The following is a 13,924-nucleotide window of genomic DNA, read 5'->3' on the forward strand; positions in this document are numbered from 1 at the left end:
ATGAGGCTTTTCGACATGCGCCTTGCTTATCTGCTTTCTCTCTGTGCCCTCTGTGCCCTCTGCGGTGAACCCGTCTTCGGGCAGCAGATCGCTGTCTACCCGCCCGACATTAATCTCGAAACGAGCCGCGACCGGCAATCGTTCGTGGTGCAGCTCACGCAGCCCGACGGTATCACCCGAGACGTGACCGCCCAGGCACAGGTCACGTTTGCGAACCCCGCGCTCGTGAAGCTCGACAAGTTCTACGTCGTGCCGGTCGCGGACGGCGCCACCGAAATGACGGTCGGGCTCAACGGGCAAACGGTCAAAGTGCCCGTAAAGGTCACGAAGGCGAAGGACGATCGCGCGATCTCCTTCAAGCAGGACGTGATGCCCGTGTTCATGCGCACCGGGTGTAACGTCGGCGGGTGCCACGGCGCCGCGCGCGGGAAGGACGGGTTCCGGCTCTCACTGTTCGGTTTCGACCCCGAGGGCGACCACTTCCGGCTCACGCGTGAACTCAACGGCCGCCGCATCAACCTCGCGCTCCCGGCCGAGAGCACGCTGCTCGAAAAAGCGACGGGCAAGGTCGCCCACACGGGCGGCGCGAAGATCAAGGAGGGCGACGAGTACTACCAGGCGATCACGCGCTGGCTCGAAGCTGATGCCCCGCTGGACGCCCCCACAATCGCACTGCCGGTGAGCATGGAAGTGTTCCCGCCGAGTGCCGTACTCGATGGCAAGGGCGAGAAGCAGCGCATCGTGGTGCGGGCGAAGTATTCGGACGGCACCGACCGCGACGTGACGAACCTCGCGCTCTTCCTCACCAACAACGACACCGCGGCCAAGATCGACGACACCGGCGCCGTGACCGCGGGCGAGCGCGGGGAAGCGTTCGTGATGGCCCGGTTCCACACGTTCACCATCGGCGTGCCGTTCATCACGCTGCCCAAAGATCTGAAGTTCGCGTGGGCCAACCCCGCGGAAACGAACTACATCGACACGCTCGTTCACAATAAGCTCAAGAAGCTCCGCATCGAGCCGTCCGGCGTGTGCGACGACGCGACCTTCGTGCGCCGCGTATATTTGGACATCATCGGCGGGCTGCCCGCGCCCGAGGAGTACGCCCGGTTCATGGTGTCCACCCTGCCGAACAAGCGCGAGTTGCTCGTCGACGAGTTGCTCGACCGCAAGGAGTTCGCGGAACTGTGGGTGCTCAAGTGGGCGGAACTGCTGCAAATCCGCTCGTCGAACGAAGTTAGCTACAAGGCGATGCTGCTCTATTACGGCTGGCTGCAAGAGAAGATCGCGAACAACGTGCCCACGGACGTGTGGGTGAAGGAGCTGCTCGGCGCCAACGGCGGGACGTTCAAGAGCCCGGCGACCAACTACTACCAGCTCGAGCGCGACGTACTAAAAGTGACGGAGAACGTCGCCCAGGTGTTCATGGGCATGCGCATCCAGTGCGCCCAGTGCCACAACCACCCGTTCGACCGCTGGACGCAGGACGATTACTACGGGTTCGCGAGCTTCTTCACGCAGATCGGGCGCAAGGGCACGGACGACGCGCGCGAACTGGTGGTGTTCAACAGCGGCGGCGGCGAGGTGAACCACCCCGTGCGCGGGCGCCCGATGCCCGCGAAGTTCCTCGGTGGCACGGCGCCGGTCGATGTGGCCGGGAAGGATCGCCGCACGGTCGCCGCGAACTGGCTCGCCAGTGCGGACAACCCGTACTTCGCCAAGAACCTGTCGAACATCGTGTGGAACCACTTCTTCGGTCAGGGCATCGTAAACGAAGTGGACGACGTGCGCATCTCGAACCCCGCGAGCAACCAGGAACTGCTCGACGAATTGGGGAAGAAGTTCACCGGCTACAAGTACGACTTCAAGAAGCTCGTGCGCGACATCTGCACGTCGCAGACGTACCAGCGCAGCACACAAGCTACGAAGACCAACGAGAGCGATACGCGGAACTTTGCGCGCGGTCCGGTCCGCAGAATCCGGGCCGAAACGATGCTCGACGTCATCACGCAGGTGACGGACACGAAGAACAAGTTCCAGGGGCTCCCACTGGGCGCACGAGCCGTACAAATCGCGGACGGCGGTGTGAGCACGTACTTCCTCACGACCTTCGGCCGGCCCACGCGCGAAACGGTGTGCTCGTGCGAGGTGCGCCTCGAGCCGACGCTGTCGCAAAGTCTCCACCTGCTGAACGGCGAAACCGTAGAGCCGAAGATCGCGCAGGGCAATCTGGTGGGCAAGATGCTCCAAGAGAAGAAGACCCCGGCGCAGATCATCGAACAGATTTACGTCCGCTGTCTCACGCGCGCCCCGCGTGCGGAAGAGCTGAAGAACCTCACCGCCATCGTGGACGCCGCGAAGGACAAGAAGCAGGCGCTCGAAGACGTGTTCTGGGCGGTGATGAACTCCCGCGAGTTCATGTTTAATCACTAATGGGTCTTTGTAGCCCCGGTAGGGGCGACAGAGAGTAGCCAGGGGTGAAGCGCAGCGCAACCCCTGGCGGATTGGGTCCAACCGCTCCCGAATCGCTCTTTTCCAGGGGTTACGCTCGCGTAGCTCGCTCCACCCCTGGCTACACTCTGCCGCCCCTCCGGGGCTTAAAACACACCGGCGGGCTGATGTCGCGCCGCTCACAAACGATTCCGACGAGGCTTCTTGATATGCGGCAATTGGCATTCCTCTGTTCCGTGGTAGCGGTCCTTGCGGGCGGTGCTCGCGTCCTCGCGGACGCGAAGAACCCGACCTTCGACGACGATGTGTTGCCCATCGTCAAGCAGCACTGCGCGAACTGTCACAGCAACGACAAGCAGAAGGGCGACCTCAACCTCGCCACTTACGCGGCGCTGCAAAAGGGCGGGTCGTCCGGGGCCGCGGTGAAGCCGGGCGATCCGTCGAAGTCGCGCGTCTACACGCTCTCGGCACACATCGAAGAGCCGAAGATGCCGCCCAACGGCAACAAGATGCCCGATGCACAGCTCGCGGTCATCAAGTTGTGGGTAGAGCAGGGGGCGCGCGAAAATGCCGGCAGTAAGGCCAGCGTCACGCCCAAGCCCACCGCCGACATCGGGCTGAAATCCATCGTGAAGGGTCGGCCGGAAGGCCCGCCGCCGATGCCGGCCGTCGGCAAACTGAAGCTCGACCCGGTAGTGACCGCGCGCCGACCGGGCGCCGTCCTCGCGATGGCGACCAGTCCGTGGGCACCCCTCGTTGCCATCGGCGGGCAGAAGCAGGTCATCCTGTACAACACCGACACCGGCGCGCTGATCGGGTTCATCCCGTTCGAGCACGGGCAGATCAACAGCATCAAGTTCTCGCGCAACGCCCGGTTCCTCCTGGTCGCGGGCGGTAAGGGCGGGTCGTCCGGGAAGGCCGTACTCTACAAGGTCGAGAACGGCGAGAAGGTGATCGAGGTCGGCATCGAGAACGACGCGATCCTCGCCGCGGACATCTCCGCGGACCAAACGCAGATCGCCGTCGGCAGTCCGTCGAAGCTCGTCCGCATCTACTCCACCACCGACGGCAAGGTGATCCGCGAAATCAAGAAGCACACCGACTGGGTGACAGCGGTCGAGTACAGCGCGGACGGCGTGCTACTCGCGACCGGGGACCGCAACGGCGGCGCGTTCGTGTGGGAAGCGTTCACCGGGCGCGAGTACTTCAGCCTCCGCGGGCACACCGCGATGATTACGGACGTGTCGTGGCGCGACGACTCCAACGTGCTCGCGACGTGCAGCGAAGACACGACGATCAAGCTCTGGGAAATGGAGAACGGCGGGAACATCAAGAACTGGGGCGCGCACGGCGGTGGCGCGGCGAGCGTGCAGTTCACGCACGACGGCAAACTCGCCAGCACCGGGCGCGATCGGGTCACGAAGTTCTGGGACCAGAACGGCACCGCGCTGAAGACCTTCGAGGCGTTCCCGGACTTGGGGCTGAAAGTCGCGGTGACGCACGACAATGCCCGCGTGATCGCGGGTGACTGGTCCGGCGTGGTGAAGACGTGGACCGCGGTCGACGCGAAAGCGGTCGCCACGCTCGACGTCAACCCGCTCCCGGCCGTCGAACGATTGAAAAAGGTCGAAACCGCGATCACTGCGGCGACCGCGAAGATTCCGCCGACGCAGGCCGCGTTCGATGCGGCTGCGCTCAAGGCGAAGCAAGCGACCGACGCTCACAACGCGGCCGTCGCGAACGTGAACAAGATCAACGCGGACCTGGCTGCAGCAAACAAGGCCGTGACCGACTTCACCGCCGCAGCGAACGCCGCCAAACCGCAAATGGACGCGGCGAAGGCCGAAGTAGATAAGGCGACGCCGATCGCGACCGCGGCGGCAAACAAGGCCGCTGCCCTCGAAGCGGTGGTGAGCGCGGAAACCGTTGCGGCGAAGGCCATCGCCGACGCTTCGACGAAAACGCCCGCGAACGCGGACCTCGTCGCGCAAGTAAAGAAAAAGGCCGATGCGCTCGCGGCTTTGAGCGCAGAACTGGCGATCGCAAAAAAGGTCCAGGCCGACACCGCAGCCGCGCTCAAAGCGGCAACGGACAAGCACGCGGCTCAATCGAAGGCGTACACCGACGCAACGGCGGTGGTCGCTGCGAACCAGAAGACGGTCGCGACGCTCACTCCAATGCAGAAGCCCGCAACCGACGCGGTCGCACCGGCCAAAGCCGCAGCCGACGCCGCAAACGCGGCCACGGCGCCCGCAAAAGCGGCACTCGACGCGCTCAACGCCGAAATCGCCACTGCGAAAGCGACGCTCGAGCAACTGAAGACCGTAACCGCACCGCCGGCCCCCACGCCCGTCCCGCCGAAGAAGTAACCCGGTGTTTTTCCTGGGACCGCGGACGTCCCGTCCGCACGCTGCATGACCGGAAGCGCGGTTCGTTGTACTGGTGAGTGGTCCCCAAAACAGCGGACGAGACGTCCGCGGTCCCAGGAAAAGCACCGGGGCGGCACTCTAAAAGAGTGCCGCCCCGGTGCTTTTCATTTCAATCGACCGATTGCGTTACTCGCTCAGGCCGAAGTCGATCGGGAGCCGGCGCCACGCGCTGTGGATGTGGTTCGCTTGGTTCTTCGCGCTGTCGGCCTGCACGTTCAGGAACTCGACGACGAAATCCGGCGCTTGCACGCGGTACGTGTACCCTTCGCCCGGCTTCGGGCTGCCGCTGTAGGCGAAGAACAGTTTCGTATCGGGCGTGGCCTTCACCTTCTTCATTTCGGTGTCGGCGAGTTCGTCCGGCATGCGCCCGGCGTAGGCTTGCAGCAGCTTTACGAGCGTGGCCTTCTGGTCCGCGGTGAGCTTGTCCGCGGTGATCCCGACCGGGGCGCCCACGTCCGCTTTGGCCTGCCCCTCCTTGATTTCCGGGAACGCCTTCGGCTGCTTCGCGGACTTGTCCTGCTCCTCGTTGAGCGACTTGATAAGGGCACGCACGTGGTCCTCGATTTCCGGGAGCGGGCGCAGCCCCTTCTTCGCCCCGCCCTTCACCTCGGCCGGGTTGGACGCGAACAGGATCGGCGCGCCGGCTACCACCTCGCCCTTATCGAGCGTGTAGTTCACCGACAGGTGGTGCCCCTCGAACCGCCAGCCCCATTTCCCGGTGCTCGACGGCTCCCCGAACACGCTCACGAAGTACCACGAGGGGTTGCGCGTCATCGCGCTCTTCGGTCCCTCGAGTTCGAGCAGCAGGTTTTCCAGGCCGATGATCGTGGTGGCCTGCTCGTACCCCTTGGCGGAGAGGCCGGACTTCAGCAGTTCCATCGCGGCCTTCTTCTGCTCCGCGGTCATTTCTTCGAGGCGGGCGCCCTTGCGGGTGAACTTCTTCTCCCGGTCCTGCTGCGGGGTGAAGAACCACGCGGCGCGGTGCGGGTCTTTGAAGTCGAAGACCGCTTTCTTTTTCAGTTCCGGCGACAGCGCCGCGAGGAACGTGGACGCGGACGCGGTCATCCGGCCGCCGGTCGTTTCCGGCGCGGAACTGCCGACGAGCGCAACACCCATAACGGCAGCAAGGGTGATTGCGAGAACGGAAATGCGAACACGGGTCATTGGAGAGTGGCTCCTTTCGAGGCGGGTAGAAGACATGTTAAGCGGTGTCTCGGCCCGGGGCACCGCTAAACTAAGGGAACCGCTCTCGTTTTGCGAAGGGACCGTTTTTATGTCCGCCCCGGCCGAACCGCTCCAGATCCTGGTGATCGACGACGACAAGACCCACGCCGAAACGGTGGCCGAGAGCCTCGAGCGCCGCGGGCACGCCTGCACCATTGCAACCGGTGGAAAAGCCGGCGTCGCGAAACTGGAACAGACGCCGTTCGACGTGGTGCTCACCGACCTGAAGATGGCCGACCTGCACGGGTTGGAGGTCGTGGAGCGGTGCAAGCAACTGCGCCCGGACGCGGAGGTGTACGTCGTCACCGGGTTCGCGGACGTAAAGACCGCGGTGGAAGCGATGAAGCGGGGGGCGGCGCACTACCTTCAGAAGCCGCTCGATATGGCGGAACTGCGCGCGGTGGTCGAAAATTCTGCCAAACGTGTGGGCACACTGCGCGACCTGCGCCGGCAGATCGATGAGAAATTCGGCTTCGAGGGCGTGATCGGCAACAGCCCGAAAATGCTGCGCGTACTGAAGGACTTGAAAGCCTACGCGCCCTCGCCCGCGTCCGTGGTCATCCTCGGCGAGAACGGCACCGGCAAGGAACTGGTCGCCCGCGCGCTCCACACCAACAGCCCGCGCAAGGCCAAACCGTTCACCGCGATGAACTGCGCCGCGCTCAACGAGAACCTGCTCGACGACGAGATGTTCGGCCACGAGGACGGCGCGTACACCGGCACGAAGGGCGCGCGCAAGGGCCGGTTCGAGCACGCCCACGGGGGCACGCTGTTTCTCGACGAAATCGGCGACATGCCGCTGACGCTCCAGGCGAAGTTGCTCCGCGCCCTGGAGAACGGCGAGATCGTGCGCATCGGGGCCAACGACCCGATCAAAGTGGACGTGCGTATCATCGCGGCCACGAACAAAGACCTTCAGAAAGAAGTGGACGCGGGGCGGTTCCGGCAGGATCTCTACTTCCGGTTGAAGGTCGGCACAATTAAATTGCCGCCACTGCGAGAGCACCGCGAGGACATCCCCCAGTTGGTTTCGCACTTCCTGAAGGACTTCGCGAAGCGCTACAACAAGCCGGTTCCCAAAGTCTCGCCCAATGTGTGGAAAGCCTTCGAGGGCTACGACTGGCCCGGCAACGTGCGCGAGTTGCGGAACCTGCTCGACAGCATGATGGTGCTCGATCTGGACGGCGAACTCACACCCGACGACTTCCCCGAGGACGCGGGCGTGAAGCCGGCCGGCGCGACAAGTACAACCACGGCGACCGGCCCGGACCACCTGATCGGGCGCCCGCTCGAAGACGTCGAGCGCTACTACATGGAAAAGGCGCTGGACCTGACCGCCGGTAACCGCGAGGAAGCGGCCAAAATGCTCAAAATCAGCGAGCGCACGATGTACCGCAAGCTGCAAGAGTGGAAGAAAGAGGGCGAGAAGCCCGCCGAGTGATTACGAAGTGACGCGCGGACCAACCCAGCTTCCAGTCACGAGCACTTGCACCGGTATAATGCACGCATGGCAAGCGACAACCCTTCGGAAATTCTGAACCTCGTCCGCCGCGGGCACACCTACGCGCGGCGCGGCGAGTACGGGAAAGCGGTCGAGGCGTTCTCCGGCGCCGTCGACCTCGACCCGACCGACCCCGAACTGTACTTCCACCGCGGCAACGCGCTCGCCGCCGCCGGGAAGCACGACGACGCGGTTGCCGACTTTACACAAGCCGTCGAACTGCGACCGGACTACGCGGAGGCGTACCACAACCGCGCCACCGCCCACGTCGATAGCGGCGACCTCGACTCCGCACTCGCCGATTACACGAAGGCCATCGAACTGGACCCGGACGACCCGGACGCCGTGAACGGGCGCGCGGCCGTTTACAGCCGTCAGAAGAACTACGACGCGGCGTTCGTCGATTACGAGGCCGCCGCGAAGCTCGCGCCCGACACGTTCCGCGTGTTCTTCAACCGCGGGAACGCCTACTCCGCGCTCAACCAGCACGAAGAAGCCGTCGCCGATTACACCGTCGCGCTCCGTATCAACCCGCGGCACGCCCGGGCGTACCTCTACCGCGCCATGTCGCTCGACGCGCTCGACCGGTCCGCCGAGGCGCTCAGTGACCTGAGCACGGCCCTGCGGCTCCAGCCGATGAGCGCGGAAGCGTTCTGGCAGCGGGCACGGGTCCACGCCGAGCGCGACGAGCACGTGAAGGCCGTCTCCGACTTCACCTGGGTGCTGAAGATCGACCCGAAGCACTCGGACGCGCTCAATCTGCGCGGCGTGTCGCACGCGGAACTGGACGACCACACCAAGGCGATCACGGACTTTACCCGGGCCATCACGATCGACCCGGCCGACGCCGCGCCGTGGTTCAACCGCGGGCTGTCGCACCTCCGGCTCCGAAACACGCAGCCGGCCATCGACGACTTCACGGAAGTGATCCGGCTCACGCCCGACGACCCGGCCCCGTTCGTGCAGCGGGGCTACGCATTTCACGAGTTGCGCGATTCGGAGCGCGCGATCGCGGACTTCACCCAGGCCATTGCCCTGCGCCCGGACGGCGCGCGGGCCTACTTCGGCCGCGCGCTGGCGAACCGGCGCAAGGGCGACCTCCGCGCCGCCCTCGTCGACGCATCGGCCGTGGTCGAGCGGAACCCCCAATCGGACTCCGCGTACAACCTGCGCGCATCACTCCTCTACCAGCTCGGCGACTTCGCGACCGCACTCGCGGACCACCTGAAAGCGGCCGAGATCGACCCGAACGACGCGGCCACGCTCAATCACGTCGCCTGGGTACGTGCCACCTGCCCGCAGGACGATCTGCGCGACGGCACGGCGGCCCTGCGCGACGCGCTGCGGGCGTGCGAACTCACCAACCACGAAGCGCCCGGGTACGTGGACACGCTCGCGGCGGCTTACGCGGAACTCGGCCGGTTCGAGGACGCGGTGAAGTGGCAGCAAAAAGCCGTGGAACTGGCCCCGGACGCGAGCAAACCTGATTACGAAACGCGCCTGACCCTCTACTGCGAGAACAAGCCGTTCCGCGATCAGATCGAGGTGCCGCCGGCAGAATCGAAGGACGCGCCCGGCGCCGAACAGGGCGGCGCGTAAAGTGGAGTGCGTTTACGCATCGCGCCTCCCGGGGCACGAGCCGGCCACAGATTTACGGCTTCGATTTCGGCTTACTGAAGATTTGCAACAGCTCGTCCAGGTCGTCGGCAGTGGGCTCCGGCTTATCGGGTTCCGGCGCGCTGGATGCACTGGCGCCCGGGGCTCTGTCGCTAATCAGCCAGTCGGTAAATTCCTGACACGACGCGACGCCGCAATCCGCCCGCCGCGCGGCTTCGCGCACGCGCGAGTCGTTCGACACGACCGTGACCGCGTGCGGCTTCTGTTCGACCGCGACCAAGTCTTCGATCACGTCGTCGGCGGTGCGCTGGTACGCGAACCGCACGCGAACCCCGCGGTGGGTCATTTCGAGCGAAGGCGCGGGGGCGTCTTGGGCGTCGAACACCACGCGGAGCGTGGCCGCACGCCCCTTCACTCCGTCGGCCAGCCAGTCGAGGAACCGCGTGCGGGCGCGCTCGAAGTGCGCGCTGGGGGTCGCGCGGCTCACGAGGCCGACCGCGTGCATCAGGTTGTAGCCGTCGATGAGGAACGTCACGGCGCACCGGGTTGGCGCAGGGGTCGTTAGTGAACCGTTCGCTCCGCGAGCGGCGTATCCGTGTGCGTGTGATCCATTCGGGTGGGAGAGGCGACGATCTCGTTCCGTTTTCGGGCCGTCGTAACGGTTCAAACGAGCCGCGATCGCAAGGGAGCGGGAGGCGCTACTCGTTACTCGGAATCCGAACTCGACAAAGAACCGCGAGCGGACCACACTTACAAAGGCATAACTACAGCATAGCCGATCTTTGACGGCGCGCCACAAAACGCCGAAGGCCGCGCGTCGCGACGCGCGGCCTTCAAGCGTTATCTATCGTAAATCGGCCGGAGGATCGGCCGTGAGAACAACGAACGAGTCAGTCGGCGTCACCGGGTCCATCACTAGAACTGTCAGGCGGCGTCGGGTCGGGCACGCGATACTTTCCGTCGAGCCACCGACCCAAGTCGATCTTGCGGCACCGTGCGGAGCAGAACGGATAGTCCGGGTACTCCTGCCAGTTTCCCGGCATCGCCGCGTCACAGATCGGACATTGCACCTTATTCATCGGTTCCGCCCCCTCCCGACTTCGAGAATTCTCCCGATAACCCGGACGACCGGCGCCATCACTTTCCCTTCTTCTTCGCGCCGCCCTTGCTCTCGCTCTTGGTCTCGGTTTTGGTGGTGCTCTCCGCTGCGGGCGCGGGGGACTCGGCCTTCGTTTCTTTCGTCTCCTTCGTCTCGCTCTTGCTCGTGTCGCTGGCGCCCTTCTCGGCGCCGTCGTCCTTCTTCTCCCCCGCGCGGCGGTAATCGGTTTCGTAGAAGCCGCCGCCCTTGAAGATGATCGCGCCGCCGCCCCCGAACAGGCGCTCGAGTTTGTTCTTCTTGCACTCCGGGCACTTCGTCAGCGGTGCGTCCGAGAACTTCTGGAGCTCGTCGAACGTGTGGCCGCACGCATTACAGCGGTAGTCGTATGTCGGCATGGGTACTCCGGGCGAACGGTCGGCGCGGGCCGACCGGTGACGTGTTTGAAGGTGAACGACGGAGTGCTCGGCGCGCCGCGTTTAGGCTTCGCTGGCGACGATCACGGACGCCGGGCGCAGGACGCGGTCGTGCAGCATGAAGCCGTGCTGGAGCACCTGCACCACCTGACCGGCGGCGAACTCGGTTCCGGGCTGCTGCATGACCGCTTGGTGCAGGTTCGTATCGAAATCCGCCCCCGGCTCGCACACGATCCGGGTGATGCCGTGCCGCTTGAGGGCGTCGAGGAACTGCGCTGCGGTCGCGGACACGCCCGTGGCGAGCGGCCCGGTGTCGCCGGCGCGCTTCACGGCGTCGAGCGCGCGGTCGAGGTTATCGAGCGGCGCGAGCAAATCGCGGGCGAGCGATTCCGCCGCGTACTTGCGCTCGACCTCCGCGTCGCGGAGCATCCGCTTGCGGGCGTTATCGAAGTCGGCGAGCTTCAGCTTGTAGTTGCTCAATTCCTGTTCGGTCGCGTCCAGTTTCGCGCGCGTCGCGGCGAGTTCGGAAGCGTTCTCAACAGGGATCGCGTCGGGTGCTTCGTCAGGCATTCGTGAAACCCTGGGGCGGAGTCGGCGCGTTCGTGTCGCGTTTGGTGCGAGTCGTCACAACGGTGGGCAGGCGCAAGGCCCCGACCCACCCTACAAATCACTGCGGATCACTTCTTCTCTTCTTTTTGAGGGAGATCACCGCTTACGAGATCCTTCAATTTGCCGAAAATTCCCTTCCGCGGACCGGGCGCGAGTGTGCCCTCCAGGTCCGCGAGCTTGCGGAACAACTCTTCTTGCTCCGCGTTCAGTTTCGTGGGCGTTTCGACCACCAGTTGCACGAGCAGATCGCCCTTGCGCCGGGCGTCGTCGAGCCAGGGCATCCCGTGCCCCGGGACGCGGACGACGGTCGCGTGCGTCTGGCTCCCGCGCGGCACCTCGATGGTCACCTTCTGGTTCGTGAGCGTGGTGATTTCGATCGGCCCGCCGAGCGCGGCCCGGCTGAACGTGATCGGGCACTGGCAGATCAAATTGTGCCCGTCGCGCTCGAAGCTCTTGTGCTCGTGGACGCGGATCACGATTTCGAGATCCCCGCGCGGCGCGCCGGGCTCGCCCGCGTGCCCGCCGTTGGGGTAGGTGAACCGGATGCCGGTGTCCACGCCCGCGGGGATGTTCACCGTGACCGGTTCGCGCACCTCGACGCGCCCGGCCCCGCGGCACGTCGGGCACGGGTCGGTGATGACCACGCCGCGCCCGTTGCACCCGCGGCACCGCATCCGCGTCGCGATGCCGAATCCTGTGTCCGCGACCTCGAAGCCCTGCCCGCGGCACCGGCGGCACTGGGCCGGTTGCGTGCCTGGTTTCGCGCCGCCCCCGCCGCAATCGCGGCAGTTTTGCTCGGAGGGCACGGTGAACGTCTTGCTGACGCCGGTCGCGGCTTCGAGCAGGTCCAGATCGAGGACCGCGGCGATGTTCTCCCCGCGCCGCGGACCGCGCTGCCGGCGCCCGCCCCCACCACCGCCGAAGAACCCGCCGAGGAAGTCGCCGAGGAGGTCGCCCAGATCGACGCCCACGCCCTCACTGCTGGCCCCGCCCTGCACACCGGCGTGGCCGTGCCGGTCGTAGCGGGCGCGCTTGTTCGGGTCGTTCAGTATCGCGTAGGCCTCGTCGACTTCGGCGTACCGAATTTTCGCCTCGTCGTCGCCAATGTTGCGGTCCGGGTGGTACCGCTTCGCGAGTTGCCGGTACGCCTTGGTGATCTCCACCTCGGTGGACGTGCGGATGACGCCCAGCACCTCGTAGTAGTCGCGCTTCTCGGCCATAGGTTTGGGCGGTGAACTGGGGGTAATTGAAAAGACACAATACCCATGATAGGCAGCACGCGGTAATGGGCACACAGACAAGCACATGGCTTCCGCCCTGTGCTACGGAAGACGGCCCCTCCGGGGCGGAAGACAGAAACACCCACGGATCAGATCAGGTGTCTTTCTCTTCGCCCCGGAGCGCCTGTGTTGAAGGTCAAGGGAAAAACACGCGATTAGGCGGTGGCGACGTTCGGGGTCCACGGTTTGTTGTCGCGGATCATGGCATTAAGGATGACGAGGAGCTTGCGCATCGCCGCCACCTGCGCGACCTTGATCGCTTTACCCGCCTTTCGCCGCTTCTGATAGAACGCGCGGATCGGCTCGTTGTACCGCACGGCCGAGAGGATCGCCATGTACAGGCCGCTCCGAACGCCCGCGCGCCCGCCGGCGATCGAACGGGTGCCCGACATCCGGCCACTGTCGCGGCTCATCGGGGCCACGCCCACGAGCGACGCGATCCGCTTGTTCGAGAGCGTTCCCAGCTCCGGGAGCTCGCTCACCAGCACCCGGCTCACGACCGGTCCGATGCCCGGAACCCCTTGGAGCAGGTCGTCCTTGGCGCGCCACACCGGACGCGCTTCAATGAGCTCGGCCAGTTCCTTGTCGACCTGGTCCAGTTGCTTCGAGAGCCACGCGATGTGGGCCCGCACGCTCGTCGCCACGCGCGCGGTCGCCAGGGCCAGGCGGTTGGCCTCCGCGGTGCGCATCTCCAACAGCTGGCGGCGCCGGTCCACGAGACCCGCGAGGGCCACGGCCTCGGCACCGGGGAGCGCCCGGACCTCGGGTCGGATGGCCTCGGCGAAATGGGCCAGTACCGCGGCGTCGATGGCGTCGGTCTTGGCGAACTTGCCGGTGGCCCGGGCGAAGTCCCGTACCTGGCGCGGGTTGACGACGGCCACGGGGTGCCCGGCCGCGGCGAGGGCCGCGGCCACCGCGCCCTCGAACCCCCCGGTGGCTTCGAGGACGATGCGCTCGGGCGCCCGTTCGCCCACGCGCGCGAGTAGGGCCGCAATACCGGTCGGGTCGTTGGTGTAGCGCGCGGCCGATCCGTCGGGCCGCGCGTGGAGGTCGAGATGATCCTTGGAGACATCGATCCCCACGAAACATGCGGTCGTCATGGTGGTGCCCCGATGCACCCGTTCGGCCCGGCCTTGCGAATCCGGTTGGGGTCCACGCGCCTGTTCGGGCTGCGAGGGTGCGAGAGTCGTGGGGTGGTCCTTGCTCCGGGACGGGATTTCACTCCCAAGGGGCGTGCGGCCTACCCCACCACTCTTCGGTTTACGAAACATACAAGGGGCCGTCTGACGTAGCACAGGGCG

At 65.6% G+C, this 13,924-nt stretch carries 11 protein-coding genes; 4 read left to right on the forward strand and 7 right to left on the reverse strand.

Features of this window, described 5'->3' with window-relative positions; genetic code table 11:
• Positions 1–15: 15 nt before the first annotated feature.
• Both J8F10_RS31295 and J8F10_RS31300 read left to right on the forward strand, forming a co-directional pair.
• A complete protein-coding gene (locus J8F10_RS31295; protein WP_210660513.1) occupies positions 16–2,433 on the forward strand; it encodes a DUF1549 and DUF1553 domain-containing protein in 2,418 nt (805 codons plus the stop codon).
• 227 nt (positions 2,434–2,660) lie between these two features.
• A complete protein-coding gene (locus J8F10_RS31300; protein ID WP_210660514.1) occupies positions 2,661–4,820 on the forward strand; it encodes a c-type cytochrome domain-containing protein in 2,160 nt (719 codons plus the stop codon).
• A gap of 186 nt (positions 4,821–5,006) precedes the next feature.
• Here J8F10_RS31300 and J8F10_RS31305 read toward each other — a convergent pair whose 3' ends face one another.
• Positions 5,007–6,044, reverse strand: coding sequence for a DUF3500 domain-containing protein (locus tag J8F10_RS31305; RefSeq protein WP_210660515.1), 1,038 nt, complete (start codon positions 6,042–6,044; stop codon positions 5,007–5,009).
• Between the two features lie 109 nt (positions 6,045–6,153).
• Here J8F10_RS31305 and J8F10_RS31310 point away from each other — a divergent pair, with 109 nt between their 5' ends.
• Both J8F10_RS31310 and J8F10_RS31315 read left to right on the forward strand, forming a co-directional pair.
• On the forward strand, positions 6,154–7,545 hold the full coding sequence (locus J8F10_RS31310; RefSeq protein WP_210660516.1) for a sigma-54-dependent transcriptional regulator: 1,392 nt from the start codon (positions 6,154–6,156) through the stop codon (positions 7,543–7,545).
• A 66-nt stretch (positions 7,546–7,611) separates the two neighbouring features.
• On the forward strand, positions 7,612–9,204 hold the full coding sequence (locus J8F10_RS31315) for a tetratricopeptide repeat protein (RefSeq protein ID WP_210660517.1): 1,593 nt from the start codon (positions 7,612–7,614) through the stop codon (positions 9,202–9,204).
• A gap of 52 nt (positions 9,205–9,256) precedes the next feature.
• Here the strand turns inward: J8F10_RS31315 and J8F10_RS31320 are convergent, their stop codons facing one another.
• The 6 genes from J8F10_RS31320 to J8F10_RS31345 all read right to left on the reverse strand — a co-directional run bounded on the left by J8F10_RS31320 (position 9,257) and on the right by J8F10_RS31345 (position 13,723).
• Positions 9,257–9,757, reverse strand: a complete 501-nt coding sequence (locus tag J8F10_RS31320) for an NYN domain-containing protein (RefSeq protein ID WP_210660518.1) — start codon at positions 9,755–9,757, stop codon at positions 9,257–9,259.
• A 355-nt stretch (positions 9,758–10,112) separates the two neighbouring features.
• Positions 10,113–10,301 (reverse strand): DNA gyrase inhibitor YacG, encoded by a 189-nt coding sequence (locus J8F10_RS31325; protein WP_210660519.1) that lies wholly within the window; start codon positions 10,299–10,301, stop codon positions 10,113–10,115.
• Between the two features lie 58 nt (positions 10,302–10,359).
• Positions 10,360–10,716, reverse strand: a complete 357-nt coding sequence (locus J8F10_RS31330) for an FmdB family zinc ribbon protein (RefSeq protein ID WP_210660520.1) — start codon at positions 10,714–10,716, stop codon at positions 10,360–10,362.
• Between the two features lie 81 nt (positions 10,717–10,797).
• The gene (locus J8F10_RS31335; protein WP_210660521.1) at positions 10,798–11,304 is read right to left on the reverse strand and encodes a nucleotide exchange factor GrpE; all 507 of its coding nucleotides are present in this window, start codon (positions 11,302–11,304) and stop codon (positions 10,798–10,800) included.
• A 107-nt stretch (positions 11,305–11,411) separates the two neighbouring features.
• Positions 11,412–12,563, reverse strand: a complete 1,152-nt coding sequence (gene dnaJ, locus J8F10_RS31340) for a molecular chaperone DnaJ (RefSeq protein WP_210660522.1) — start codon at positions 12,561–12,563, stop codon at positions 11,412–11,414.
• Between the two features lie 215 nt (positions 12,564–12,778).
• Positions 12,779–13,723: an IS110 family transposase gene (locus tag J8F10_RS31345; protein ID WP_210652302.1), complete on the reverse strand. Its 945-nt coding sequence runs from the start codon at positions 13,721–13,723 to the stop codon at positions 12,779–12,781.
• Positions 13,724–13,924: the final 201 nt, after the last annotated feature.

The sequence above is a fragment of the Gemmata palustris genome (genome assembly GCF_017939745.1).
In the GTDB taxonomy this organism is placed as follows: Bacteria; Planctomycetota; Planctomycetia; order Gemmatales; family Gemmataceae; genus Gemmata; species Gemmata palustris.